The sequence below is a fragment of the Thalassospira profundimaris genome (assembly GCF_003326795.1).
GTDB classification, from domain to species: Bacteria; Pseudomonadota; Alphaproteobacteria; order Rhodospirillales; family Thalassospiraceae; genus Thalassospira; species Thalassospira profundimaris_C.
Genome location: NZ_JPWI01000003.1, coordinates 128,986 through 152,447, shown reverse-complemented (window position 1 = coordinate 152,447; position 23,462 = coordinate 128,986). Strand labels below are relative to the sequence as shown.

General features: G+C 53.7%; 21 protein-coding genes. 11 read left to right on the top strand and 10 right to left on the bottom strand.

The window, feature by feature from the left end:
* Positions 1-14 precede the first annotated feature (14 nt).
* Entirely contained in the window at positions 15-1,127 is a 1,113-nt protein-coding gene (locus TH30_RS06815; protein ID WP_114097521.1) for a PAS domain-containing sensor histidine kinase, read from the top strand.
* A gap of 84 nt (positions 1,128-1,211) precedes the next feature.
* On the opposite strand, the gene TH30_RS06810 is transcribed toward TH30_RS06815, so the two are convergent.
* The 5 genes from TH30_RS06810 to bfr (TH30_RS06790) all read right to left on the bottom strand — a co-directional run bounded on the left by TH30_RS06810 (position 1,212) and on the right by bfr (TH30_RS06790) (position 5,804).
* Complete coding sequence (locus TH30_RS06810) at positions 1,212-1,694, bottom strand: c-type cytochrome (RefSeq protein ID WP_258548641.1); 483 nt, start codon at positions 1,692-1,694, stop codon at positions 1,212-1,214.
* Positions 1,695-1,732: 38 nt separating this feature from the next.
* Positions 1,733-2,116 carry a Cu(I)-responsive transcriptional regulator gene (gene cueR / locus TH30_RS06805; RefSeq protein ID WP_114097340.1) on the bottom strand — a complete coding sequence of 128 codons (384 nt, stop codon included), beginning with the start codon at positions 2,114-2,116 and terminating at the stop codon, positions 1,733-1,735.
* A 1-nt stretch (position 2,117) separates the two neighbouring features.
* A complete protein-coding gene (locus TH30_RS06800; RefSeq protein WP_114097339.1) occupies positions 2,118-4,598 on the bottom strand; it encodes a heavy metal translocating P-type ATPase in 2,481 nt (826 codons plus the stop codon).
* Between the two features lie 216 nt (positions 4,599-4,814).
* Positions 4,815-5,306 carry a bacterioferritin gene (gene bfr, locus TH30_RS06795; protein ID WP_114097338.1) on the bottom strand — a complete coding sequence of 164 codons (492 nt, stop codon included), beginning with the start codon at positions 5,304-5,306 and terminating at the stop codon, positions 4,815-4,817.
* Positions 5,307-5,327: 21 nt separating this feature from the next.
* On the bottom strand, positions 5,328-5,804 hold the full coding sequence (gene bfr / locus TH30_RS06790) for a bacterioferritin (RefSeq protein ID WP_114097520.1): 477 nt from the start codon (positions 5,802-5,804) through the stop codon (positions 5,328-5,330).
* 267 nt (positions 5,805-6,071) lie between these two features.
* Between bfr (TH30_RS06790) and TH30_RS06785 the strand changes: the two genes are divergently transcribed.
* Positions 6,072-7,646, top strand: a complete 1,575-nt coding sequence (locus tag TH30_RS06785; RefSeq protein WP_114097337.1) for a cryptochrome/photolyase family protein — start codon at positions 6,072-6,074, stop codon at positions 7,644-7,646.
* 116 nt (positions 7,647-7,762) lie between these two features.
* On the opposite strand, the gene TH30_RS06780 is transcribed toward TH30_RS06785, so the two are convergent.
* Positions 7,763-7,927 (bottom strand): DUF1127 domain-containing protein, encoded by a 165-nt coding sequence (locus tag TH30_RS06780; protein ID WP_114097336.1) that lies wholly within the window; start codon positions 7,925-7,927, stop codon positions 7,763-7,765.
* A gap of 672 nt (positions 7,928-8,599) precedes the next feature.
* Here TH30_RS06780 and TH30_RS06775 point away from each other — a divergent pair.
* The 5 genes from TH30_RS06775 to TH30_RS06755 all read left to right on the top strand — a co-directional run bounded on the left by TH30_RS06775 (position 8,600) and on the right by TH30_RS06755 (position 15,951).
* Entirely contained in the window at positions 8,600-9,862 is a 1,263-nt protein-coding gene (locus TH30_RS06775) for an ABC transporter substrate-binding protein (protein WP_114097335.1), read from the top strand.
* A gap of 97 nt (positions 9,863-9,959) precedes the next feature.
* Positions 9,960-10,868: a carbohydrate ABC transporter permease gene (locus tag TH30_RS06770; protein WP_114097334.1), complete on the top strand. Its 909-nt coding sequence runs from the start codon at positions 9,960-9,962 to the stop codon at positions 10,866-10,868.
* Positions 10,861-11,748, top strand: a complete 888-nt coding sequence (locus tag TH30_RS06765; RefSeq protein ID WP_114097333.1) for a carbohydrate ABC transporter permease — start codon at positions 10,861-10,863, stop codon at positions 11,746-11,748. Before TH30_RS06770 ends, TH30_RS06765 begins: the two co-directional genes overlap by 8 nt.
* Positions 11,749-11,752: 4 nt before the next feature.
* On the top strand, positions 11,753-12,865 hold the full coding sequence (locus TH30_RS06760; RefSeq protein WP_114097332.1) for an ABC transporter ATP-binding protein: 1,113 nt from the start codon (positions 11,753-11,755) through the stop codon (positions 12,863-12,865).
* A gap of 203 nt (positions 12,866-13,068) precedes the next feature.
* On the top strand, positions 13,069-15,951 hold the full coding sequence (locus tag TH30_RS06755) for a methyl-accepting chemotaxis protein (protein WP_114097331.1): 2,883 nt from the start codon (positions 13,069-13,071) through the stop codon (positions 15,949-15,951).
* 56 nt (positions 15,952-16,007) lie between these two features.
* On the opposite strand, the gene TH30_RS06750 is transcribed toward TH30_RS06755, so the two are convergent.
* From TH30_RS06750 to TH30_RS06740, 3 genes are all read right to left on the bottom strand, one after another.
* The gene (locus tag TH30_RS06750) at positions 16,008-17,507 is read right to left on the bottom strand and encodes a sensor histidine kinase (RefSeq protein WP_114097330.1); all 1,500 of its coding nucleotides are present in this window, start codon (positions 17,505-17,507) and stop codon (positions 16,008-16,010) included.
* Between the two features lie 9 nt (positions 17,508-17,516).
* Complete coding sequence (locus tag TH30_RS06745; RefSeq protein WP_114097329.1) at positions 17,517-18,251, bottom strand: response regulator; 735 nt, start codon at positions 18,249-18,251, stop codon at positions 17,517-17,519.
* A gap of 165 nt (positions 18,252-18,416) precedes the next feature.
* Positions 18,417-20,012 carry a choice-of-anchor I family protein gene (locus TH30_RS06740; protein ID WP_114097328.1) on the bottom strand — a complete coding sequence of 532 codons (1,596 nt, stop codon included), beginning with the start codon at positions 20,010-20,012 and terminating at the stop codon, positions 18,417-18,419.
* Positions 20,013-20,197: 185 nt separating this feature from the next.
* Here TH30_RS06740 and TH30_RS06735 point away from each other — a divergent pair, with 185 nt between their 5' ends.
* From TH30_RS06735 to TH30_RS06725, 4 genes are read left to right on the top strand one after another with little or no spacing between them, the layout of a single operon-like run.
* The gene (locus TH30_RS06735) at positions 20,198-21,205 is read left to right on the top strand and encodes an NAD(P)/FAD-dependent oxidoreductase (RefSeq protein WP_114097327.1); all 1,008 of its coding nucleotides are present in this window, start codon (positions 20,198-20,200) and stop codon (positions 21,203-21,205) included.
* 24 nt (positions 21,206-21,229) lie between these two features.
* Positions 21,230-21,424 (top strand): DUF2256 domain-containing protein, encoded by a 195-nt coding sequence (locus TH30_RS06730; RefSeq protein ID WP_114097326.1) that lies wholly within the window; start codon positions 21,230-21,232, stop codon positions 21,422-21,424.
* A complete protein-coding gene (locus tag TH30_RS22530) occupies positions 21,409-21,531 on the top strand; it encodes a hypothetical protein (protein WP_258548649.1) in 123 nt (40 codons plus the stop codon). The genes TH30_RS06730 and TH30_RS22530 overlap by 16 nt, the downstream gene beginning before the upstream one ends.
* 7 nt (positions 21,532-21,538) lie before the next feature.
* On the top strand, positions 21,539-21,706 hold the full coding sequence (locus TH30_RS06725; RefSeq protein WP_114097325.1) for a DUF3253 domain-containing protein: 168 nt from the start codon (positions 21,539-21,541) through the stop codon (positions 21,704-21,706).
* A gap of 3 nt (positions 21,707-21,709) precedes the next feature.
* Here TH30_RS06725 and pgi read toward each other — a convergent pair whose 3' ends face one another.
* Entirely contained in the window at positions 21,710-23,356 is a 1,647-nt protein-coding gene (pgi, locus tag TH30_RS06720) for a glucose-6-phosphate isomerase (RefSeq protein WP_114097324.1), read from the bottom strand.
* Positions 23,357-23,462: the final 106 nt, after the last annotated feature.

The window sequence follows — 23,462 nt, the reverse complement described above, 5'->3', positions numbered from 1 at the left end:
GACCAGGGGCTGAAATGACCAGCAACACACCGATTGGCACCACTAATGTGCCATTGGCAGATCAGGTTGTTCTGAACGCCCTGCCCTATGCGGCGGTCATTTGTGATCGCAACGGACTGGTCCTGCAATGTAACGAAGCCATCGCCAGACTGATCGGCGTGTCGCGTGATCGCATGCTGGGTCGCAAGGCCGGCTTCCTCTCCAAGGGCCTTATCAACGATATTGAAGATGTGTTTTCATCCGGCCGGACCTGGCGCGGGGACATTGTTCTGGTCGGCGCTTCGAATGAAAGCCATGTCTGCGATCTTTCCATCGCGCCGCTTGAATATTTCCAGAACAACGAAACGCGTACAGCGGTTTTGATGACGCTTCTGGAAAATGACCGTCAGCAACAGGCTGAACGTTCCCTGATGGAGCAAAACCGCCATCAGGCCGATGCCAACGCATCCAAATCCGACTTCATTGCCAATATGGGGCATGAGCTTCGTACGCCACTAAATGCGATCATCGGCAACTCCGAGCTGATTGCCGAGGCTGTTCTGGGCGATATCCCCGACGGATACCGCGAATGCGGACGCGACGTTTACGAGGCCGGTAAACATCTGCTTGAACTGGTCAATAATGTTCTTGATGTTTCCAAGCTTTCCGCCGGCTCGATGACTTTGCAATCCGAAAACGCCGATCTTGGCACGATCATCAACGAAGCAGCCAAGCTTGTTCACGATGACATTTCGCGACGTCGGCATAACCTTGAAATCGACTTGCCACGTGAAAGCGTCTTGCTGCGCTGTGACAAGCTGAAACTCAAACAGATTCTGATCAATATCCTGAGCAATGCGGCGAAATTCACCCCGGATGGAGGTGACATTTCCATCGGGCTCTCCATGACGCCCGATGACATCACCATTTCCATTGCCGATAACGGTGTCGGCATGAGCCCGAATGACATTCCCCGTGCGCTTGCCCGTTTCTCGCAACTCCACCCTTCCGGGGTCAAGGAAAGTGCCGGAACCGGTCTTGGCCTGCCACTTGCCAAATTGCTTGTTGAATTGCATGGCGGCCGTATGAGCATCGAAAGCGACCTTGGCAAGGGCACCACGGTGCGCATCACATTGCCACGTACCTGACCATTCCCGAATTCAGACAAATCAAAAGCCCGCACCGATAGTCTTGGTGCGGGCTTTGTCATTTTCTGAGTTGCCTGACGAGAGTTACTGTTGCTGTGCGGCTGACTGGTTGATCTGGTCGTGACGTTGGCTGATCTCATCTGGCCAGCGGCTTTTGATATAGGACAGACTGGCAAGGATTTCCTCATCCGTCAGGGTGTTCTCATATGCGGGCATGGCCGATTTGTAATCGTTGCCGGCAATTGCCGCCGGACCATATTTGGTCAGGGCAAACAACATGGCATCGGGATGATGCCATGTGTGACCGGTTTCATCATGCGGGGGTGCTGGTAGCAAACCGTCGTCACCGCGTTCACGCCAGTTCGCCTGACCTTCGAATTTTGCCCCATGGCATGAAGCGCAATTGGCGTCATAGACCTTTTTGCCCAGTGCCACGAGTTTCAGGTCATCAGGACGCAGTTCCACATTTTGCATCTGTCCGGATTGCGGCCCAAAGAAACTTACGATCCCGTACATGATGGCCGCACCGACTGCCGCACCCAACACCATAACACTTTTGTTTTGCACTGCTTGTTCTCTCTCTGAAGACGTCTTTCTGCGCGCGATCAGCGCGCCAGATCATTGATGATGGGGCAATGGGGCCGGTCATCACCGTGACAGGCATGAACCAGATCAGACAAGGTCTTTTGTAGGCTTTGCAATTCGGCAATCTTGCGTTCGATCTCGCCCAGATGGGTTTTGGCGATTTCCTTGACGTCCGAAGATGCCCGGTTGCGGTCTTCGTAAAGTGACAGCAACACACGGCAATCCTCGACCGAAAATCCAAGCCCGCGCGCACGTTGCAGAAACCGCAATTTATGAAGGTCATCCTCGCCATAGTCGCGATAGCCGTTTTCCATCCGGCCCGGATTTACCAGACCGATATCCTCGTAATACCGAATGGTCTTGGCAGGAAGTCCGCAATTCTTTGCTGCATCGGAAATATTCATTTTATTCCCCACTCTTCTGGCGGCGCACGTTCCAGCGCCGCAACGTCAGGGAGTTGCCAACTACCGAAACCGAACTCAGCGCCATTGCAGCACCGGCAATTGCCGGGCTAAGAACACCAAGTGCCGCCAGTGGCACACCCACCACGTTATAGGCAAAGGCCCAAAACAGGTTCTGGGCGATCTTGCGCCGGGTTGCGATCGATATGTCAATCGCAGCCGACACCAGTGCCGGATCCGAACGCATCAAGGTGATACCCGCCGTTTCCATGGCAACATCCGTACCACCACCCATCGCAATACCAACATCTGCCGCTGCCAATGCCGGTGCATCATTGATGCCATCGCCAACCATGGCGACACGACGTCCCTGTTTGCGGAGTTTCTCGACCTCAAGCGCCTTGTCTTGCGGGCGGATACGACCTTCGCCGCGCTCCAGCCCCAGTTCGCGGGCAACGTGACTGGCGACGTCCTGGCTGTCGCCCGAAAGCATGATCGACGAAATACCGCGCGCCTTCAAATCGGCAATTGCCTGTTTCGCGCTTTCACGAATGCGGTCCTCAAGGGTGATATATCCGGCAAAGGCACCGTCAATCGCCACCAGAACGACGGTACGCCCTTCGCTCTCATGTTGTTTGATTTCAGTGGCAACCTTATCAGAAAGCGACTGGATGCCCTGATCGGTCAGCAACGCCTCGGTTCCGATGGCAACCGCGTGACCATCAACCTTGGCAAGGACGCCTGCACCGGTTTTGCCCTTGAAGTCCTCAATCTCGGGCAGGACAATATTTTCGTCCTTTGCAAGTGAGACAATCGCACGTGCCAACGGATGTTCGCTTGCAGCCTGAACCCCGGCCACGAGACGCAACATTTCATTACGATCCATGCCATCCGCGGCGCAAACGTCACGCACCGTCGGCGTGCCCTCGGTCAAGGTGCCGGTTTTGTCAAAAATCACCGTATCAACATTATGGGCCTGTTCGAGCGCCTCAAAATTACGGATCAGAATCCCGTTCCGTGCCGCACTGCCTGTTCCGGCGACAAGTGCCGTCGGGGTTGCAAGACCAAGCGCACAGGGACATGCGATCACAAGCACCGACACAGCAGCCACAATTGATGCCTCTGCCCCATAGCCCATCAGCAACCAGACAATAAGCGTCGCAAGGGCAATGACGACAACAATCGGCACGAAAACAGATGATACACGATCAACCAGCTTCTGAACCGGGGCCTTGCCCGTCTGGGCCTTTTCAACCAGACGAATAATCCGCGATAGCGTGGTGTCATCGCCAACGGCACGCACTTCGATATCAAGGCGACCGGTGCCATTTACGGCACCACCAACAACCCCGTCTCCCGCGACGCGGGCAACCGGACGTGTTTCGCCGGTAATCAGGCTTTCATCCAGTTCACTTTCACCTGCAACCACAGTGCCATCCACGGGCAAACGTTCGCCCGGCAGCACACGAACGATATCGCCGACCGTAAGGCTTTCGATGGCGACATCCTGTTCACCTTCACCCTCTACCAGCTTGCGCGCACGACGCGGACGCAACGCCATCAATTCACGAATGGCGGCGGATGCACCACGCTTGGCGCGTTCTTCCATAATCTTGCCAGCAAGGATAAGGGTGATAATGGCAGCCGATGCCTCGAAATACAGATGCATTTCCCCGGGTTGGCCGACCGCCATGTTATAGACACTCAGGAAATAGGCGGCTGACGTTCCGAGCGCGACAAGAACGTCCATATTGGCGCTGCGATGACGCAGCGCGGCCCACGCTCCCTTATAGAAACGGTGACCGATCACGAACTGAACCGGCGTTGCCAGGGCAAGTTCGACCCAGGCAGACAAATGATAAGTCACACCAAGGTTCATCCAGACCATCTGCAACACCAGCGGAGCGGTCAGAAGCGCTGACACTGCAAGCAACACAAGGGATTTGTCCAACTTGCCTGATGCTGATTTGCCATCGGCATCCTGATCGGCACCGGAAGATTTATTGCGCGATGTTGCGTGATACCCCGCATCTTCGATCGCCTTGATCACGGCGGCATCGTTTGCCTTGCCCGGCAGTACTTCTATGTCTGCGCGCTCAAGGGCAAAATTCACACTCGCCGATGTAACACCGGGCATCGCTGCAAGTGCCTTTTCAACGCGAAGGGCGCAGTTCGCACAGGTCATGCCATCAACATCAAAGGACAGCTGCTGCTGCGGCACACTGTAACCGGCATCCTTGATGGTGGCCGCAATCCGTGCGGTATCGAGCTTGTCTGTATCAAAGCGGATATGTGCTGAATTCAGCGCAAGATTGACATCTACCTCGGCAACGCCATCCAGTCCGGCAATCGCCTTTTCAACCCGTCCGGCACAATTGGCACAGGTCATGCCGTCGACAGGCAAGGTGACTTCATCCTGATGGGACGGCGACGCTGGCGCACTTGCCGCTGCATCGCGTTCGTCTGTTTCGATCCGGCCATCCATATCACGTAACCTCAATCTGGTTTGGAGGGTCGCCGCATATTTTGTCGCTATGCCGTAGCTGACCCTATTCTTGATATGGGAGAAGATAGACCTTCCAGCGACTGGAAGGTCAAGACAAAAAAATCGGAATGGACGAAGTCGAGATGCGCATTGAAAAAAGCAAGAAAAAACCCCGGATCATGTCCGGGGTTCTTGTCGGGTCAGGCTTGATAATTCTTATCCGTGCGGGCTTGGTTCGCCTGCTGCACGGAACTGAATATAATTCTGAAGCCCCATCATATCGATCAGACGGATCTGCTGTTCGATCCAGTATGCGTGATCTTCTTCGCTGTCATCAAGCAGTCCGACCAGCATCTGGCGGGTCTGGAAATCGTCCTCTGCTTCGGCAATCTTGATCGCTTTTTTCAGAAGATTGATGACGTGATATTCGTGCTCGAGATCATTTTTCATCATCTCGGGAACGGTTTTGCCGATCTTGATCGGTTCACGTGACGCGGTATCGGGCACACCTTCAAGGAACAGGATACGCTCGATCAAACGCTTTGCGTGTTCAAGCTCTTCGTCCTTTTCATGGTGCATGCGCTCATAAAGCGAATGCAGGCCCCAGTCGGCATACATTTCTGCGTGCGTATTGTACTGGTCCGCCGCGGACAGTTCGGCTGTGAGCTGTTTGTTGAGTGCGGCAATAACCTTCTTGCTACCCTTCATGGCGTTAAGCTCCTGATCTGATTAGTCGCCGTCGCCTGAACGGCTCTGAATGTAATTTGCAATACCGACATGTTCGAGTTGCCATTCTTCGGTCTCGAGCCAGTCGACATGCTCTTCCTGCTCTTCAAGGAATTTCACCAGCAGATCGCGGGTGACAAAATCCTCGGCCTTTTCGCAGGCAGTAATTGCTTCGCGCAGCAGCGGCAGGGATGCCAGTTCGAACTTCATGTCGCAACTGACGATCTCCTGAACATTTTCGCCGATCATGAGTTTGTTGAGGTTCTGAAGATTGGGCAGACCTTCAAGGAACAGAATGCGCTCGATAGTATCATCGGCACGTTTCATTTCCTTGATGGAAAGCTTGTATTCATATTCGCCCATTTCTTCGACACCCCAGTCGCGCAGCATCCGGGCATGCAGGAAATACTGGTTAATCGCAGTCAACTGATTTGTCAGAATGCGATTAAGGTATGTGATGATCTTGGGATCACCTTTCATCATGGCTCTCCTGATGGTTGGGCTTCCATGATATTGGGAACAGCCCCCACCCGTTTCAAGAGAAAAGCGCGCCTTTGATTACCATTATCAATAATTTAGGCCTTTTTCTGGAAATAGGTCATTTATGCTGCTTGAGTAAAAATCATTCGCAGTTTTTTGCCTGCGAATGAAAATCGGTTCTGCAAAAAATCACCTGCCTGCGATCTTTTGACCCAACGGCCTCGTACGACTCGTATCCGTTACCCAATCAGGCTGCATGCAATCCCGATGACGACTTATCAAACCATCCGCTTTGTGCTTGGTGATCAACTGACCCGCGACGTCTCAAGTCTTGCCGATGCCAATCCCGACACAGATCTGATTGTCATGGCGGAACCGCAGGCCGAAGCAACCTATGTTCCCCATCACCGGCAAAAGATCGTTCTGATTCTGTCTGCCCTGCGTCACTTCGCCAAAGCGCTCAGGGACGAAGGGTTTGTTGTTGATTATTACGACTACAAAACCCGCCCGACCAAAAGCTTTACCGACGCGTTGCGGACCACGATTGATCAGCATGACGTTTCAAAGGTTATCATCACCGAACCCGGCGAATGGCGGGTTCGTCAGGAAATAGAGAATTGGTCGTCGCTTCCTGATGTGAAACTTGAAATCCGGCCCGATGATCGTTTCTTTGCCCCGCTTTTGGAATTCGAAGAGTTCGCAAAGGGTCGCAAGGAACTGCGCATGGAATATTTCTATCGCGGCTTGCGCCGGAACACCGGGATTCTGATGGAACCCGATGGCAAACCGGTTGGCGGGCAATGGAACTTTGATCACGATAATCGCAAAACTCTGCCCGATGACCTTACGCCACATCCCCCGAAATCCTTTGCCCCCGATCCCGTTACCCGTGACCTGCTTGATCTGGCCTATGACGACTTTCCCGACGGGCTTGGTTCGGTTGAATCCTTTGGGTGGGCGGTGACACGACAGGATGCCCTGATGGCACTGGATCATTTCATTGACCATCGTCTGGCGTGCTTTGGTGATTATCAGGATGCCATGACTGTCAAAAGTGCGACGGTCTATCACTCACTGATCAGTCCCTATATCAATATCGGCTTGCTGTTGCCTGATGAAGTCTGTCGTGCGGCCGAACGTGCCTATCACGACGGCAAGGCCCCCCTTAATGCGGTTGAGGGATTCATTCGCCAAATCCTTGGTTGGCGGGAATATGTTCGCGGGCTTTACTGGTTCATGGGACCGGATTACGTCACCCGCAATCATTTTGAGGCAAAACGCGCCCTGCCCGCGTTTTTCTGGGACGGGGATGTATCGCTGAATTGTTTGAAGCAGGCGATTGGCGAAACGCTTGAAAATGCCTATGCCCATCACATACAGCGCCTGATGGTGATTGGTAATTTCTCGCTCCTGACCGGCCTTTCTGTTCAGGAGGTCTGCGAATGGTATCTCGCAGTTTATATTGACGCATTTGAATGGGTTGAACTGCCCAACACACTTGGTATGGCGCTTTATGCCGATGGTGGCACCATGGCCTCCAAACCCTATGCCGCGAGTGGCAAATATATCGACCGGATGTCTGATTACTGTCAGGGCTGCCCGTTCAATCCGCGCAAAAATATCGGTTCAGACGCCTGCCCCTTTAATGCGCTTTACTGGCATTTCCTTGATCGCCATGCAGATGTACTTGGCAACAATGCTCGCTTGCGCATGCCTTATCAGAACTGGGCACGTATGAAGGATGCCGATAAAGAAAGCCTTATTGCCCAGGCAAATGCGTTCCTGAACAAACTCGACAGCAACGAGACGGGTTTACATAGCCGTCAAAGACAATTGCTTTAACCAAACGGCCTCAGCAAAGCTGCGGGAAACCACAGCCCGGATACACAAAAAGCCGGACTGATGTCCGGCTTCCGCATTGGCTTTCCCGAAGGTCGGGAGCCTAAATTGCGCTGGCGTTATGCAATCGCGTCACGAGCGGCTTTACGAGCAACGTCTTTGATCTGCCAGTGGGAAATCCCGACATCATCAAGATCGCGCTTATCAAGGCCGTAAAGTTCATTCGCAACCGAACGTGCATAGGCCCAACGGCGAACAGCAACAAGAATACTGGACAGGAACATGTTGAACCTCCTTGGGTTACAAATTTTGAATGCCGCCTTGGAGGAGACCTCCAACTGTCTGGCGCATTCGCCTCAGTAGTTTCGCAATGCAATATGTCCAAACAGCATTCAATCCTCAATTACCAAAGTTTGCACATCATCTATTCCATTTTGTCACATATGTCCCCTCACACCTCCGACATAGGCCACAAAAGTTTACAGCTATGCAGTTTGGTCATGCCGATACCCAGCGCATCTTCCACATCACCAAAAGTTGCACCGCAACATTTCCACACCCGATTGATCTGTTTTTCACCAGAAAACCGATCAATCGGATCCGCTGTTAAAGCAACCATGATGGCGAGGCCGTTTATTGACGAGCTGGAACACAAGCCTTGAGCAACTCCGGCAGACCTCGCCCCCCCTTCATTTGTGCCCAACAGCCATTCAAAAGATTGAATTCCGGATCGAATTGACATCATTTGTGAACACACATCACATCTATCATGCAAACAAACGCCCTAATTGTTTTTGCTGCCCTGCAATATATTTACGATACGCCAAATTATTTTTGTAACAGATTGTTTCAGTTCGCGTTCTGGAAACGCCCTGTTACAGTTTTGTGGATGCATTGAATGCCCTCTCAAAGCATGTTGTCGCTGCAAATGGTTCAAAGCCAGGGAGGAAACCTAAATGTATCTGCGCAAAACCATCCTCGCCACCGGTGTGGCGATTTCTGCACTCGCAACTGCTAGCTTTGCTCATGCCGAGCCGACCGCTGAAGTTCTGCACTGGTGGACTTCGGGCGGCGAAGCAAAAGCTGTTGCAGCCCTCAAAGAAGATTTCGAAGCAAATGGTGGCAAATGGGTTGATAGCCCGGTTGCTGGTGGCGGCGGTGACGCAGCCATGACCGTTCTGCGTTCGCGCGTTCTTTCTGGCGACGCACCGGCAGCTGTTCAGCTTAAAGGTCCGGCGATTCAGGATTGGGCCGAACAGGGCGCACTTGCTGATCTCAATGACGTTGCCGAAGCAGAAGGCTGGGACAAGGTTATCCCGCCGGCGATTCAGAACGTCATGAAATATGAAGGCGACTATGTTGCTGTTCCGGTGAACATTCACCGTATTGACTGGATCTGGGCAAACCCGGCCCTTCTGGCAAAAGTTGGCGCAACCGAGGTTCCGAAAAGCTGGGACGAGTTCAACGCTCTTGCTGACAAACTCAAAGCAGCCGGCATCACGCCGATCGCCCATGGTGGTCAGCCCTGGCAGGATGCGACAATCTTTGAAACCGTCGTTCTTGGCCTTGGCGGTCCGGAATTCTTCCAGAAAGCAATGGTTGACCTCGACGAAGACGCTCTGAAATCCGACACCATGAAAGCGGTGTTCGACCAGATGCGCAAAATCCGTGGTTATGTCGATGCCGACTTCCCGGGTCGTGACTGGAACCTTGCAACCGCAATGGTCATGAATGGCGAAGCCGCCATGCAGATCATGGGTGACTGGGCAAAGGGCGAATTCCTTGCTGCTGGCAAAGTACCGGGCAAAGACTTCATCTGCTCGGCTGCTCCGTCGGATAACGGTTACCTGTTCAACGTTGACAGCTTCGCAATGTTCAACGTTTCTGGCGACGACAAGGTTGCTGGCCAGAAACTTCTTGCCGAGCTGATCGTTGGTCAGAAGTTCCAGGAAACCTTCAACCTTCTCAAAGGTTCGATCCCGGCACGTCTTGGCGTTCCGCTCGACAAGTTCGACGATTGCGCGAAGAAATCCGAAGCTGACCTTCTGGCAGCCCAGGACGCTGGCGGCTTCCTGCCGTCCATGGCACATGGCATGGCGCTTCGTGGTCACCTTTCGGGTGCGATCGTTGACGTTGTCACTGCCCACTTCAACTCCGACATGTCGTCTGACGAAGCCGTCTCGCGTCTGGTCGAAGCCGTTGAACTGGCAAAAGACTAATCTCATCTGATCTGAACAGTCTGATTGACTGATTAGTGTGCAGGCCCCGGCTTCCGGGGCCTGCTTCCCGCTACATCTAACTTTTGAGGCAAAGGGTATGGGGGCTTCTCAAAGCACCGAAAGCAACCTGACGGCCAGTATTCAGCGTCATCTTTCAAAGATCGTTGTTGCACCGTCCTTTGCTGCGTCCCTGTTTTTCGTCTACGGGTTCATCCTGTGGACCGGCTATATGGCGTTTTCCAAGTCGCGCATGCTTCCCGTCTGGGATTGGGCAGGCCTGCGACAGTATGAACGCCTGTGGCAAATGGAACGCTGGCATGTTGCCATTGAAAACCTTTTGGTCTTTGGTGGTCTGTTTATCGTGACCTGCCTGATCATCGGGTGCCTTTTGGCAGTTCTTCTTGATCAGCGCATTCGCGCCGAAGGCGTACTTCGCACGATCTTCCTTTATCCGATGGCCCTGTCCTTTATTGTGACCGGTACCGTCTGGAAATGGCTTCTCAATCCGGGTCTTGGCCTGGAAAGCATGATGCATGATCTTGGCTGGACGAGCTTCAAGTTCGACTGGCTGGTCAATTCCGACATGGCAATCTACACCGTTGTGATTGCTGCTGTCTGGCAGGCATCGGGTTTTGTCATGGCAATGTTCCTTGCAGCATTGCGCGGCGTCGATCAGGACATTATTCGCGCAGCCTACATGGACGGTGCCAGCCTGCCCCGCATCTATTTCGGTATTATTATTCCGTCGATCCGCCCGGTCTTCCTGAGTGCGATCGTCGTTCTGGCCCACCTTGCTGTTAAAAGCTTTGACCTTGTCATTGCGCTTACCGGCGGTGGTCCGGGTTACGCATCGGATCTTCCGGCAACCTTCATGTACACCATGGCCTTCCAGCGCAACCAGCTTGGTATTGGCGCGGCCAGTGCCATGATGATGCTGGCAACCGTTATGGCAATCATCGTGCCGTATCTGTATTCCGAACTGCGCGGAGGCAAGAAAAATGGCTGATCTTCAGACCTATAGCCACGACGCAGGCTGGAAAAACACAGTGCTGCGCGGGTTGCTCTATCTCGTACTGATCCTGTTTGCAGCTTATTACCTGTTCCCGTTGATCGTCATGGTTTCGACTTCCCTGAAGTCGCTTGACGAGATCCGCGAAGGGTCGCTGATTTCGCTGCCGCGCGTTGTGACGTTTGATGCATGGAATTATGCATGGAACGAAGCCTGCGTCGGTGTTGAATGTACAGGTATCAAAATCTATTTCTGGAACTCGGTCAAAATGGCGATCCCCGCTGTTCTGATTTCGACCTTCCTTGGTGCGATCAACGGTTATGCACTGACCAAATGGCGTTTCAAGGGCGCGAACATTGTGTTTGCCCTGCTGCTGTTCGGTTGCTTCATTCCGTTCCAGGTCGTTCTGCTGCCGATGTCACAGGTTCTTGGCAAGCTTGGTCTTGCCAGCTCGACCCCGGGGCTTGTTATGGTCCACGTCGTGTATGGCCTGTGCTTCACCACCCTGTTCTTCCGGAACTACTATGTTTCGATCCCGGATGAACTGGTCAAGGCAGCTACCATTGATGGGGCGGGTTTCTTCACCATTTTCTGGCGCATCATTCTGCCGATCTCGACCCCGATCATCGTGGTTTCGGTCATCTGGCAGTTCACCCAGATCTGGAACGACTTCCTGTTCGGCGCGTCTTTTGCCTCTGGCGAAAATGCACCGATGACAGTCGCACTCAACAATATCGTCAACACCACTACCGGCGTGAAACAGTACAACGTTGACATGGCAGCAGCCCTGCTGACCGGTCTTCCGACGTTGCTGGTTTATGTCCTGGCAGGCAAATACTTCGTCCGCGGCCTGACCGCCGGTTCGGTGAAGGGATAAGCAAATGGCATCACTCACCCTCGATAAAGTTCGCAAGGCCTTTGGCCCTGTTGAAGTTCTCAAGGAAATCAATCTGGCGATTGAAGATGGCGAGTTTCTCGTCCTTGTCGGTCCGTCAGGTTGCGGTAAATCGACCCTTTTGAACCTGATTGCAGGTCTGGAAAGTTCAACCGACGGGGAAATCCGCATCGGGGACCGCGTTATCAACGACGTGCATCCCAAAGACCGTAACATCGCCATGGTGTTCCAGTCCTATGCGCTTTACCCGAACATGACTGTTCGCAAGAACATCACCTTTGGTCTGGAAATCCGCGGTGTATCTGCGCAGGAACGCGACAAGGCAGTTGCCGACGTTGCCAAACTGCTTCAGATCGAGGCGCTTCTTGATCGCAAACCTTCCCAGCTTTCGGGTGGTCAGCGCCAGCGTGTTGCCATGGGCCGTGCGCTTGTTCGTGATCCGGATATCTTCCTGTTTGACGAACCGCTTTCCAACCTTGATGCCAAGTTGCGCGTTGATATGCGCACCGAGATCAAAAAGCTGCATCAGCGTCTTGGATCGACCATCGTCTACGTGACCCACGATCAGATCGAAGCCATGACCCTGGCTTCGCGTATCGCAGTCATGAAAGACGGTATCCTTCAGCAGTTCGATACGCCGCAGAACATCTATGAGCGCCCGAACAACATGTTTGTTGCTGGCTTCATCGGTTCTCCGTCCATGAACTTCGTGAATGCGACCCTGATCGATAATAACGGTCAGCTTGCCGTTTCCATCGAACGCGAAGGCAACCCGATCACCCTTCCGCTTTTCGAAGCACCGGAAAGCTACAAGGCATATGCAGGCAAGAAGGTTGTCTTTGGCATCCGTCCGGAAGCCCTGACCCATAAACGTACGGGTTCGGATGAACCGGGCAGCCAGTATGTGAACTTTGACAGCAAGGTCGAAGTAATCGAACCAACCGGTGCCGACACCATGACCGTGATTGAAATTGCGGGTAAAGAAATCGTCGCACGCGTCCGCCCGGACCGCGCACCGACACCGGGCGAGAGCATGACATTCTCGGCCGACATGTCTCAGATCAGTCTGTTTGACCCGGATACCGAGTTGCGGATCTGATCTGATTGGCGGGTGGTTCTGGGGGCCACCCGCCATTCTTCTTTTTGGGCAGTTCTTGCGCTGCCACTGCCCTGATATTTTACATACCCACGCTTTTTCAAAACGTTCAGATGCCAAATTAATCGAACCGGACCAAAGAAGTCGGTCGATCACAAATCCACGTGAAAACAACAATAAATTCACGTAGTTAGGGAGAAAGGTCTATGACGACCAGAAAAAAAGCGACCGAAAAACAGGTCAATGAAACCAAAGGGCTCGGAATCCGTTTCAAACTGGGTGCTTCTTTTGGCGCGATCGCGGCAATGACCGCCATCGCAGCCATCGTCGGTATCGTGTCCATCGAACGGATCAGCTCGGCACTTGATACGGTCACCAAGACCTCATCTGTTGCACAGGCATTGCGTGCCGCAGAAGAAAGCAGTGCGATTGCTGTTCTTGCCTCTGAAATGGCGACAAATCCGAATGCCGATATGGACACCCTGTCTGCAACGGCGCAAAGCCGCATGAAGGACCTGCGTGAAGCAACGCAGAACTCGCCGTTCTCCGACATAGCCCAATCGCTTGATCCCGATCTGAATGCACTGATCACCGCATCAGCGAACCGCAAGGAATTCGATACCGGCGTTGATGCAGCTATCAATGATCTTCGCAGCCAGCATGACGGGTTTCTGAAAACCATCGCAGGCAAGGTCAATGCCGCCAACCGCGAACTGGTCGATGGCAGCAATGATGTCATCAATTCGGCTGCTGACAACCTTAATACCCTGATCACCGATCAGGTCGGCACATTGCGTTCAGCCCTGACTTTGCAGGCTGAGGGTAATCTTCTGGTCAGCATCCTGATCGAAGCCGCCAACGCCAACGATGCCGACACTATCGAAGCCCTGAAAACCCGTTTTGACGCCACCAGCGCGACCTTGTCCGAACTTGGTTCTGCGTCCGGTTCTGATGATCTTGCGCAAATCACGGAAAATCTTCTGGGATTTGGTGTGGGTGACAACAATATCTTTGCCATCCGCAAAAACGAACTTACCGCCACCACGCAATCCAGCGAAGTTTTTCGCAAGGCACGCCTGGGACTTGAAGGCCGCCTTCATGAGGCCTTTGGCGAACTGATTGCACAGATTGATGGTGCCGCCCTGCCCGCTTCTGACGGTTTTCAGATGAAAGCCATCATTTCGCAGGCTTATGCAATGATGGTATCGGGGATCGCAGCAAACGACATCGAAACCGTCGAAAAGATCAAGGATCAGTTCAAGGAATTCTACAAGGAAAACCGCAAGGTTCCAGAAACCATCAGTGCCGACTTCAAAAAGCCCGCTGGTGATTTTTTCCGCCTTGGCATTACCCGCGGTGCATTGTTTGACCTGCGCAAACAGGAACTCGAAGCCATCCAGCGAGCAACCGAAACCTGGTCGCGGCTCGCCACCGAACGAAAGGAACAGCTTTTTGTTGCCCATCAGGCATTCCGGGACGCAATTGCACCGGTAGTCGAGGCTGCTGATACCGGACTTCGTGACCGGGCCGTCGCCATTCAGGATCAAAGCCGTTCGGCCATCAGCGGTTTGATGGAAAAAGAACTGGCTGCACTGATTACGATGGTACGCCTTGAAGCGGCGGGCAACCTTGCCATCGGCTATCAAAATCAGGCAGCGTCCGCCAGCGACCTTGATACTCTGAGCCAGCTTGAAAACCGTCTTTCCGATGTTGGCAAGGCAAGCAAAGCCATCGCCACAAACGCCCCCGAAGCCACCGACATCACCAAAACGGCTGAAACCCTGACCGGGTTGTCGGTTCTCGAACCCAAACGCAAGGCCATCGAAGCATGGAAATCCGCAACCGATGCCCTCGATCATGTTCGGGTTGCTGTCGAAAAAATGGGCGTGCAGGGCGTTGCCGGAGCGGCAAGCAAACAATCGGCCGCCGTCACGGTTGAATCCGCTGAGGCAATAACACAGGGACGCATCATTCTGAGCGCCCTTGGCATCGGATCACTTGTTCTGGCGGGGCTTCTGGCATGGATCTATGTTGGTCGCGGCCTGATTAACCGCCTTGAACGCATACGGTTTGCCATGGCCGAAATTGCCGCAGGCAACACCAATGTCGCGATCAATGACACTGGTCGGGATGAATTAACGGAAATGAGCAAGACGCTCGAAGTATTCCGGGCCAATGCCGCCGAAGTTGTCGAAGCCCAGCAGCGTGAAACGCAACAACGCGAAGCCGCAGCACAGGAAAGACAAGCAGCCCTGAATGCACTTGCCGATGATTTCGAAAGCCGGATCAAATCACTCGCCGAGGACATCGCCCGTGCGTCCGAAGGCATGCACGCATCTGCCCAAACTCTCTCGGAGCGCAGCACAACCAGTGCGGATCGCTCAGCAAGTGCTGCGGAGGCCACACAGGCCACCGCGCACAGCGTTGAAACGGTTGCCGCCGCCGCCGAGGAACTTGCGGCCTCAATCAGTGAAATCCGTCGTCAGATGGAAGATTCAACCCGTATCTCCCGTACAACATCGGAACGGGCTGTTCAAAGTGCCGAAAGCGTTCAGGCCTTAAACAAGCTTGCCGATGAAATCGGTGATGTGGTGACCCTGATTTCCGATATTGCCGAACAGACCAACATGCTGGCCCTCAATGCCACGATTGAAGCCGCCCGTGCCGGTGATGCCGGCAAGGGCTTTGCCGTGGTCGCCAACGAGGTCAAGCACCTTGCCGATCAAACGGCCAAGGCCACGGCCGATATTGGTGCGCGCATCAAGGCTGTTCAGAACGCCACCCAAAGTGCCAGTGATGAAATTGGTGCCATCACCACCTCGATCAACGAGCTTGATGACATCACAACGGCCCTTTCAAGTGCGGTTGAACAGCAGGCATCTGCAACGCATGAAATCACCCAGAACGCGCAGGCCGCCAATGACACCACCCGTCGGGCCGCCGATGACGTGATGGCTGCCAAGTCCGTGGTAATCGAAACTGGCGAGATTTCAAACAATGTCCTGATTTCTGCCAAGGATCTGAGCCATCAGGCCACCAATATCCAGCGCGAAGTCGACAATTTCCTGAGCGACATTCGCAAAGGGTGATTAACCACCCTGAATGCAAAACGGCCCGCTTCTGGCGGGCCGTTTTCGTTTGGGTCTCACACCCGACGCGGCAAGGAAATGATCACTTCAAGCCCCTTGCCCGGCATGTTGCGCAAACTGATCTTGCCATCATGGGCATCAATCACGGTCTTCACAATCGACAGGCCAAGACCGCTGCCGCCGGTACTGCGCGCGCGTGATCCTTCGACCCGATAGAATGGCAGGAACACCTTGTCCTGATGCTCTACCGGTATGCCTGGTCCCTCGTCGCGAATGGTCACCAGAACATTGTCAGCTGTGGCTTCCAGACTGACCTTTGCCCGATATCCATATTTCAGGGCATTTTCGATCAGGTTGGTAAAGGCGCGCTTTAATGTACCGGGACGACAGGTGATCCGGATACTGCGTTTGCCCTCAAACGAATGGGGTTCGTCCCCACCGCCAAACACGGTATGGACCGAACTGAATTGCAAGGGTTGCGGCCCGTCAAATGAAACCGGACGGCCAAGATCGGCATAATCATCACAAATCGCCTCAAGAACCGAGACAAAGTCGACCGTGCGTTCTTCTTCTTTCTGAATCCAGTCACCCAGAAAATCGAGCGCATCGTTCAGAAGCCCGTCCATCTCGTCAAGGTCACGCAAAACGGTCTCGCGCAATTCATCATTCTCGATGAACTCGGCCCGTAATCGCAACCGCGTGCTTGGTGTTCGCAAGTCATGGGAAATGGCGGCCAGCATGCGGGTCCGGTCGCCCAGCATGCGCGAAATACGTTCGCGCAGATCATTATAGGCGGCTGCCATGGATCGGGCTTCGGTCGGACCGCGTTCCTCGACAGGTGGACCATCGACCTCGTCACCATGGGCAATGATTGCGGCAGTCAGATTTTTGAACGGTCCTGCCAACAGATCGGCAAGGGCTGCAAAAACCGCCAGAACCGCAACAACCCCCAACAGGAACATCAAAAACACAAGCGATGGCGATGAATAGTTGGCCCACAATTCATCATGACTGACCAGAATACGCTTCCCTGTTGGCATCATGATCTCGATCTGGGCGACAAGGCCAAGACGGGCAATTTCACGCGACAGTTCGGCAAAGAACAGGCTGGGGTTTTCGGTTGCCTCGATGGTTGCCCTTTGCTCGGAGCTTAGCCGTCCGCGCATGAAATGGACCTTTACCGATGTCGGCCATCCGGTATTGGCAAGGCGCACGGGCATGGCAATATGCTGTGCTGGTCGCGAAAACAGCAAAAGCGTTCCGATATCGTCGGCGGGCAAAATACGCAATGCCATCCCGTCGCGCGCAGCGATATCGACGATATTGGGTTCGAATTCCGGATTATCGGCAATACGGACCAGTTCGCGAATGGTAAAGCCCAATGTATAGGCCCGCCCGATCCGTTCATCACGTTCAATAACGTAATAGGATGCCAGCGCACTCAAGGCTGCGATGATCACACCGCCCAGCATCATCAGCAAAAAGATGCGCCCGCCCAATGTGCGGGGCTTGTAGCGCCTGAGATAATTGCTGAACTCTGCGAACATGTCCGCCATTACGCTGCCCTAAAGCATCTGGGTGTCAGCGCAGAACTGATAACCGATGCCCCGAACGGTTTTGATCAGCTTGGGGTTCTTGGCATCCTTTTCGATCTTGCGGCGCAGGCGGCTGATCTGGATATCGATGCTGCGATCAAATGGAAGCGAACTTTGACCCCGGACGATATCAACCAGTTGCTCACGCGACAAAGCGCGCTTGTTGTTTTTGACCAAAGCCAGAAGCAGCGAAAATTCACCGGTCGAAAGATGTACCGCGACATTGTCGGCATCACGCAATTCGCGTGATCCGATATCAAGCGTCCATTCGCCAAAAATGATCTTCTTGGTCGGGGCAACTTCATTGTCGGTCGGCCCCACTGCACCGGTTTCAAACCGCCTGAAAACCGCACGAATACGTGCGAGCAATTCACGCGGATTGAACGGTTTGGTCAGATAATCATCCGCCCCCAGTTCAAGCCCAAGGATACGGTCGGTATCCTCGCCAACTGCGGTCAACATGACAATCGGGACTTTGGATGTCCGCCTTACATCGCGGCATAGCGCAAATCCGTCCTCGCCCGGAAGCATGATATCAAGAATGACAAGATCGATCTTCCAGTCGCGCAAGGCACGATGCATTTCATTACCGTCCGAAACGGTCGTGATGCGAAAACCGTGCTGCAGCAGGAATTTCTTCAAAAGCTTCTGGATTTCCTGATCATCATCGACAACCAGAATATGAGGTTCACGTCGCGTAGTCAGAGTCCCGAACTCCCCTATTTATCAGTCGATCATGTTCCTGACCGTGCGCGGAGTTTAGTCCATATTGCCTTCGGATTGAAACATTTTACCATGACTTGGTCATAAAAGAAAAAGCCGGGCAAAACCCGGCTTCTCCAATGTCAATCCAGTCGCTGCGATCGGCATTTATTTCAGATCATAGACCTTGGTACTGCCCGAAACTTCAGATGCAACAACCAGCATCGCATTGCCAGTCGGGCTGTCCTTGGCATCGATGAATTGCATGCCTTCAGGGGCAAGTTCACCTGCGGTATCAGCCTCCGGGCTGCCCGAGAAACGACGATCACTGTGATAGGTGACAAATTGCGGGTTGGCCGGATTGGTCAGGTCATAGACCATGAAGCCGCCCTGACGTTCCAGACCGATAAACGCGTATGGCGTGCCGTTGACGTAACCTGCGGCGATGCCTTCGGGCTCGGGGCCCTTGTCATCGGAACGGTTGTCACGGCTGTAATTTTCGGTATCCGACGCGTTAAAGACATTGGCATATTTCGATGCCAGCAGCTGTTCAAACGCATCACCGCTGTCAAAGACCATCTCGCCATCTGCATTCAGAACCGAGAATGACCGTGCGCCATAGCTGTAGATAACATCGACATCACCGTCGCCATCAATATCACCCTGTGCAGTCGTCGTTTTCAGGCGACCAAGATTTTCGTCTTTCTGCAGGGTGCTTGCCGTCGGGAACCTGACCGGATCAAGGGTTAGTTTGCCGACACGGGTTTCTTCGCTGTAACCGTCATAGTCACGTGAATCACCCTCGTTGGCGATCAGGACCCATTCCTTGCCTCCGATTTCAATCGCATCAATGGTATCAGGCATATACATGCCCATTACCGGCCAGGTGCGAATATTGATCTTGCCGTCCTTGTCGCTGGCATCAAAGGCATGAACCGAATGATCCTTGAAACCAAGACCGGCAACACGGGTGACCGTTGCCGTTTCGATATCGATGATCGCAACCGCATTGTTTTCCTGAAGCGAAACATAGGCGGTCTTGCTGTCGTTGGTCACGGCTATATATTCCGGCTCGACATCCTGCGCGACGCTTGAGGTTCCCGGGTTGGACATGCGCATGCCATAGGGCAGTTCGCCGTCATTGAGGAATTTGAAATCAACCGTCCGAACATCCGCATCCGAAAGACCTTCGACACCACCCGCGATCGGGATGATGGAAACGCTGCCTTCCGGATCATTGGTGAAAGCCTCGTTCGGTTCACCCTCGTTGGCGACAAGAACATATTTCCCGTCCGGTGAAAACTTGATCATGTCGGGAAGCGCGCCGACGGTCACAGCCGAGATGAAATTGCCATCAGAGTCAAAAAACACGGCCTGCCCTGGGGCCTGCTTGTCGGTGTTTTCAACGGCAACGGCCACAACACCGTTTTTAACCGCCACACTGTTGGCGGCCTTGCCCCAGGTTGCAAGCTCCAACGCTCCAAGCTTCACAAGCTTGTCGGGGTTTGACATATCAAGGATATCAACGGTTTTGTCGGCACCATTCACCACAAAGATGCGCTTTGACACCGGGTCAAATGCCGGAATTTCAGCCGCGCTTTCATCAAGCATACCGGTGCGATATTCACCCATCGGCACGATTGTCAACGGATGCGCACCTGCATTGGCAACCGTATTTGCCATCATTGAATGATTTTCAGCGGTACCAGCACAGGCACTCAGAAGCACGGAAACGGCAGCAGTTGCCAACAGTGATGAACGCATAATTCCCCCCTTGGTAAATGGTTCGTCAAAGCTGACAACCTGCTGATTTGTTGTAACCGTTTAATGACCAGGCGGTGACAGTTTCATAAATATCTTGTGGCACAGACTGCTCCAAACGCGTTTTCGATCCGTATCAGAAGACAAGCCTTTGAATTATCGCAGAACCAACTTTTCGGGATCGCCACATGACTTCGATCAGGATCGCCATCATCGGTGCAGGCATGGCCGGGCTCAAGGCTGCCAGCACGCTGCACAAAACCGGTATGAACGTGACGGTGTTTGAAAAAAGCCGGGGCCTTGGTGGACGGCTGGCATCACGCCGGACCGAGTTCGGTCATTTCAATCATGGTGCACAATATGTCACGGCCCGCCATCCCGGTTTTGCGGCCTATATTGAACAGGCAAAATCATTCAACGCTGCACAAAACTGGAAACCGAACCTTCATCATGGACAGGAAACCAGCCCGCAGCAGCTTGGCAACCTTGCCCTTGATCACTGGTATCAGGGCGCACCGCAGATGAACAAGCTGATCGGCCCGCTGGTCGAACCCTTTGAAATTCTCAAACAGCACCAGATCACCCGGATCGAACAGCTCGACACACGCAGCTTTGCCCTTCATGATGATCTGGATGGGAAATTCGGTCCGTTTGACGGCGTGATCGTTACCGCCCCTGCCCCGCAAACCGCCCAATTGTTGCAACCATTGTCACAACGCTATGATCCGATTGGTGATGTTGTCATGGCACCATGCTGGGCGGTGATGGCGGCGTTTGAAACGCCACTTCCCACCGCTTTTGACGCAATGCTTCATCCGTCCCCCGCGATCAGCTGGGCCGCCCGCAGCAACCCGTCGGATGATCTGTTTCATCGTCGATGTCCTGATCCCTGGGTTTTGCATGCCTCACCAAATTGGTCGCGTGACCACCTTGAAGATGACCAGGAACGTGTAATCGAAAAGCTTCTTGGCGCCCTTCGTGACGTCAGCGGGGTGAAACTGCCTGATCTGCACAGTGTTCAGGCCCATCGCTGGCGCTATGCGCGCACCGAAACACCGTTAGGATCAAGCCATCTGAACGGTATGAATGGGCGCGTCATTGCAGCGGGCGACTGGTGCCTTGGCGCACGGGTCGAAGCAGCATGGCGCAGCGGCCAGTCCGCCGCACATGCCATGATCGAAACCCTGATCGGCTGATCTTGCGATATCGGGTGAAAAATCATGCCGCGTAACGCCAATGGCAAATTTCACGGAAAATCACATCTGCCCGAGAAAATCTGTGTCACCTGTAGCCGTCCGTTTTCATGGCGGCGCAAGTGGAAGGATTGCTGGGACGAGGTGCGCTATTGCTCTGATCGCTGCCGACAGAACCGGAATATGCCCACATCTCGGGACAAACAATGCAGCCTGTCATGATGCTTGATCAAACTGACGAAGATCTTCCGACCTACGCCATCTTGCGCCAGCGACTTGTCAGTCTGGCAACCGAACGCCGGTGCGGAAAGTACCTTCTGTCCGTCTGAAGTTGCCATGACATTTGGAAGCTATTGGCGTGATCTGATGCCACGTGTTCATCAGGTTGCCGAACAGCTTTGTGCCGAAGGCCTTCTTGAATATAACAAGGGCGGTGTCAGCCATGGCCAAAACCGCCCTTCTGGTGCTTATCGTTTGCGTCTCATTCCCGTCATTGAAGACTAGAGCCTAGCCGCGCAGACCATGCAGTCGTTTAATCAGGCCTGCGGTCGAAGCATCCCGCGATCCGGCGTCTTCCCTGCCCTCGACCATCGGAAGCAGTTCCTTGGCAAGCTGTTTGCCAAGCTCAACCCCCCACTGGTCATAGGAATTGACGTTCCAGATGATGCCCTGAACAAAGATTTTATGTTCATACATCGCAACCAGTCGTCCAAGGGTGAACGGATCAAGCTGTTTATAGAGGATCATGGTGCTCGGCTTGTTCCCGGCAAAGACCTTTTGCGGGGCCAGAACATCAATCTCGGCGGGTGAAAGATCGCTACCGGCAAGCTCGGCACGCACTTCTTCCTCGGTCTTGCCACGCATAAGCGCCTCGGCCTGCGCAAGGCAGTTCGATACCAGCTTGTCGTGATGGTTGGCCAGCGGATGCAGCGCATTGGCCGCAACAATGAAATCAACCGGGATCAGTTCGGTGCCCTGATGGATCAGTTGATAGAATGCATGCTGCCCGTTCGTACCCGGTTCACCCCAGATGATCGGCCCGGTTTCATAGGCAATCGCCTTGCCATCACGGGTCACCGACTTGCCGTTACTTTCCATATCCGCCTGCTGCAAATAGGCTGGCAAGCGAGAAAGATGCTGATCATAAGGCAGGATTGCCTGGCTGGATGCGCCCAGAACATTGCGATACCACACCCCGATCAGGGCAAGGATCATCGGAATATTGGTTTCAACCGGTGCCGTTTTGAAATGGTTATCCATCGACTGCGCACCGCGCAGCAGTTCTTCGAACTTGTCATAGCCGACCGCGAGAATGATCGGCAAACCAATCGCCGACCACAGGCTGTAGCGCCCGCCGACCCAATCCCAGAAGCCAAACGCATTGTCGGTATCAATGCCAAATGCCGCAACCTTATCAAGGGCGGTTGAAACCGCGACGAAATGCTTGGCAACGGCACTTTCATCACCAAGTACCTTGATCAGCCAGTCACGGGCCGAATAGGCATTGGTGAGCGTCTCGTCCGTCGTGAAGGTCTTTGATGCAATGATGAAAAGTGTGGTTTCCGCGTTCAGGTCTTTGAGCGTATCAACAATGTGCGCGCCATCAACGTTCGAAACGAAGTGGCAGCGAATGCCATCAATATGGAACGGGCGCAGGGCCTCGTTGACCATCACCGGGCCAAGATCGGAACCACCAATCCCGATATTGACGACATCGGTGATTTTCTTGCCGGTATGGCCTTTCCATGCGCCGGAATGCACGCGTGCCGCAAATGCCTTAAGCCTTGCCAGCACTTCCTTGACGGCTGGCATGACGTCTTCGCCGTCAACCTCAATCGCGCCGCCATCCAGATTACGAAGGGCGGTGTGCAGGACTGCGCGGTTTTCGGTGACATTGATCTTGTCACCGGCAAACATCCGGTCGCGCCATTCTTCAACATTGGCCGCCTTTGCCAACCGGCCAAGGGCGGCCATCACGTCATCGGTGATCAGGTTTTTGGAATAGTCGACAAACAGGTCATTCAGGGCCGCGCCATAGCGTTCAAACCGTGCCGGATCATCAGCAAATGCGCGGCGCAGGTTCAGTTTCCCGGAAACCTCAGCACCCAGTTGATCCAGTTCTTCCCAGCTTGCAGTCAGTTTATCAGCGGACATCACCACCCTCGGGCTTGTTCAACTCGTTACACACCAAAACAGTGCCGTCGCGATCACGCAGACTAGCATCTTGTTCAAACCATGTGTGGGACAGTTTGCAGAATGT

Coding starts and splice junctions, on each gene's coding strand:
- TH30_RS06815 (WP_114097521.1), top strand. CDS start 15: ATGACCAGCAACACACCGATTGGCACCACTAATGTGCCATTGGCAGAT.
- cueR (WP_114097340.1), bottom strand. CDS start 2,116: ATGAATATTTCCGATGCAGCAAAGAATTGCGGACTTCCTGCCAAGACC.
- TH30_RS06800 (WP_114097339.1), bottom strand. CDS start 4,598: ATGGATGGCCGGATCGAAACAGACGAACGCGATGCAGCGGCAAGTGCG.
- bfr (WP_114097338.1), bottom strand. CDS start 5,306: ATGAAGGGTAGCAAGAAGGTTATTGCCGCACTCAACAAACAGCTCACA.
- bfr (WP_114097520.1), bottom strand. CDS start 5,804: ATGAAAGGTGATCCCAAGATCATCACATACCTTAATCGCATTCTGACA.
- TH30_RS06785 (WP_114097337.1), top strand. CDS start 6,072: ATGACGACTTATCAAACCATCCGCTTTGTGCTTGGTGATCAACTGACC.
- TH30_RS06780 (WP_114097336.1), bottom strand. CDS start 7,927: ATGTTCCTGTCCAGTATTCTTGTTGCTGTTCGCCGTTGGGCCTATGCA.
- TH30_RS06775 (WP_114097335.1), top strand. CDS start 8,600: ATGTATCTGCGCAAAACCATCCTCGCCACCGGTGTGGCGATTTCTGCA.
- TH30_RS06770 (WP_114097334.1), top strand. CDS start 9,960: ATGGGGGCTTCTCAAAGCACCGAAAGCAACCTGACGGCCAGTATTCAG.
- TH30_RS06765 (WP_114097333.1), top strand. CDS start 10,861: ATGGCTGATCTTCAGACCTATAGCCACGACGCAGGCTGGAAAAACACA.
- TH30_RS06760 (WP_114097332.1), top strand. CDS start 11,753: ATGGCATCACTCACCCTCGATAAAGTTCGCAAGGCCTTTGGCCCTGTT.
- TH30_RS06755 (WP_114097331.1), top strand. CDS start 13,069: ATGACGACCAGAAAAAAAGCGACCGAAAAACAGGTCAATGAAACCAAA.
- TH30_RS06750 (WP_114097330.1), bottom strand. CDS start 17,507: ATGGCGGACATGTTCGCAGAGTTCAGCAATTATCTCAGGCGCTACAAG.
- TH30_RS06740 (WP_114097328.1), bottom strand. CDS start 20,012: ATGCGTTCATCACTGTTGGCAACTGCTGCCGTTTCCGTGCTTCTGAGT.
- TH30_RS06735 (WP_114097327.1), top strand. CDS start 20,198: ATGACTTCGATCAGGATCGCCATCATCGGTGCAGGCATGGCCGGGCTC.
- TH30_RS06730 (WP_114097326.1), top strand. CDS start 21,230: ATGCCGCGTAACGCCAATGGCAAATTTCACGGAAAATCACATCTGCCC.
- TH30_RS22530 (WP_258548649.1), top strand. CDS start 21,409: ATGCAGCCTGTCATGATGCTTGATCAAACTGACGAAGATCTTCCGACC.
- TH30_RS06725 (WP_114097325.1), top strand. CDS start 21,539: ATGACATTTGGAAGCTATTGGCGTGATCTGATGCCACGTGTTCATCAG.
- pgi (WP_114097324.1), bottom strand. CDS start 23,356: ATGTCCGCTGATAAACTGACTGCAAGCTGGGAAGAACTGGATCAACTG.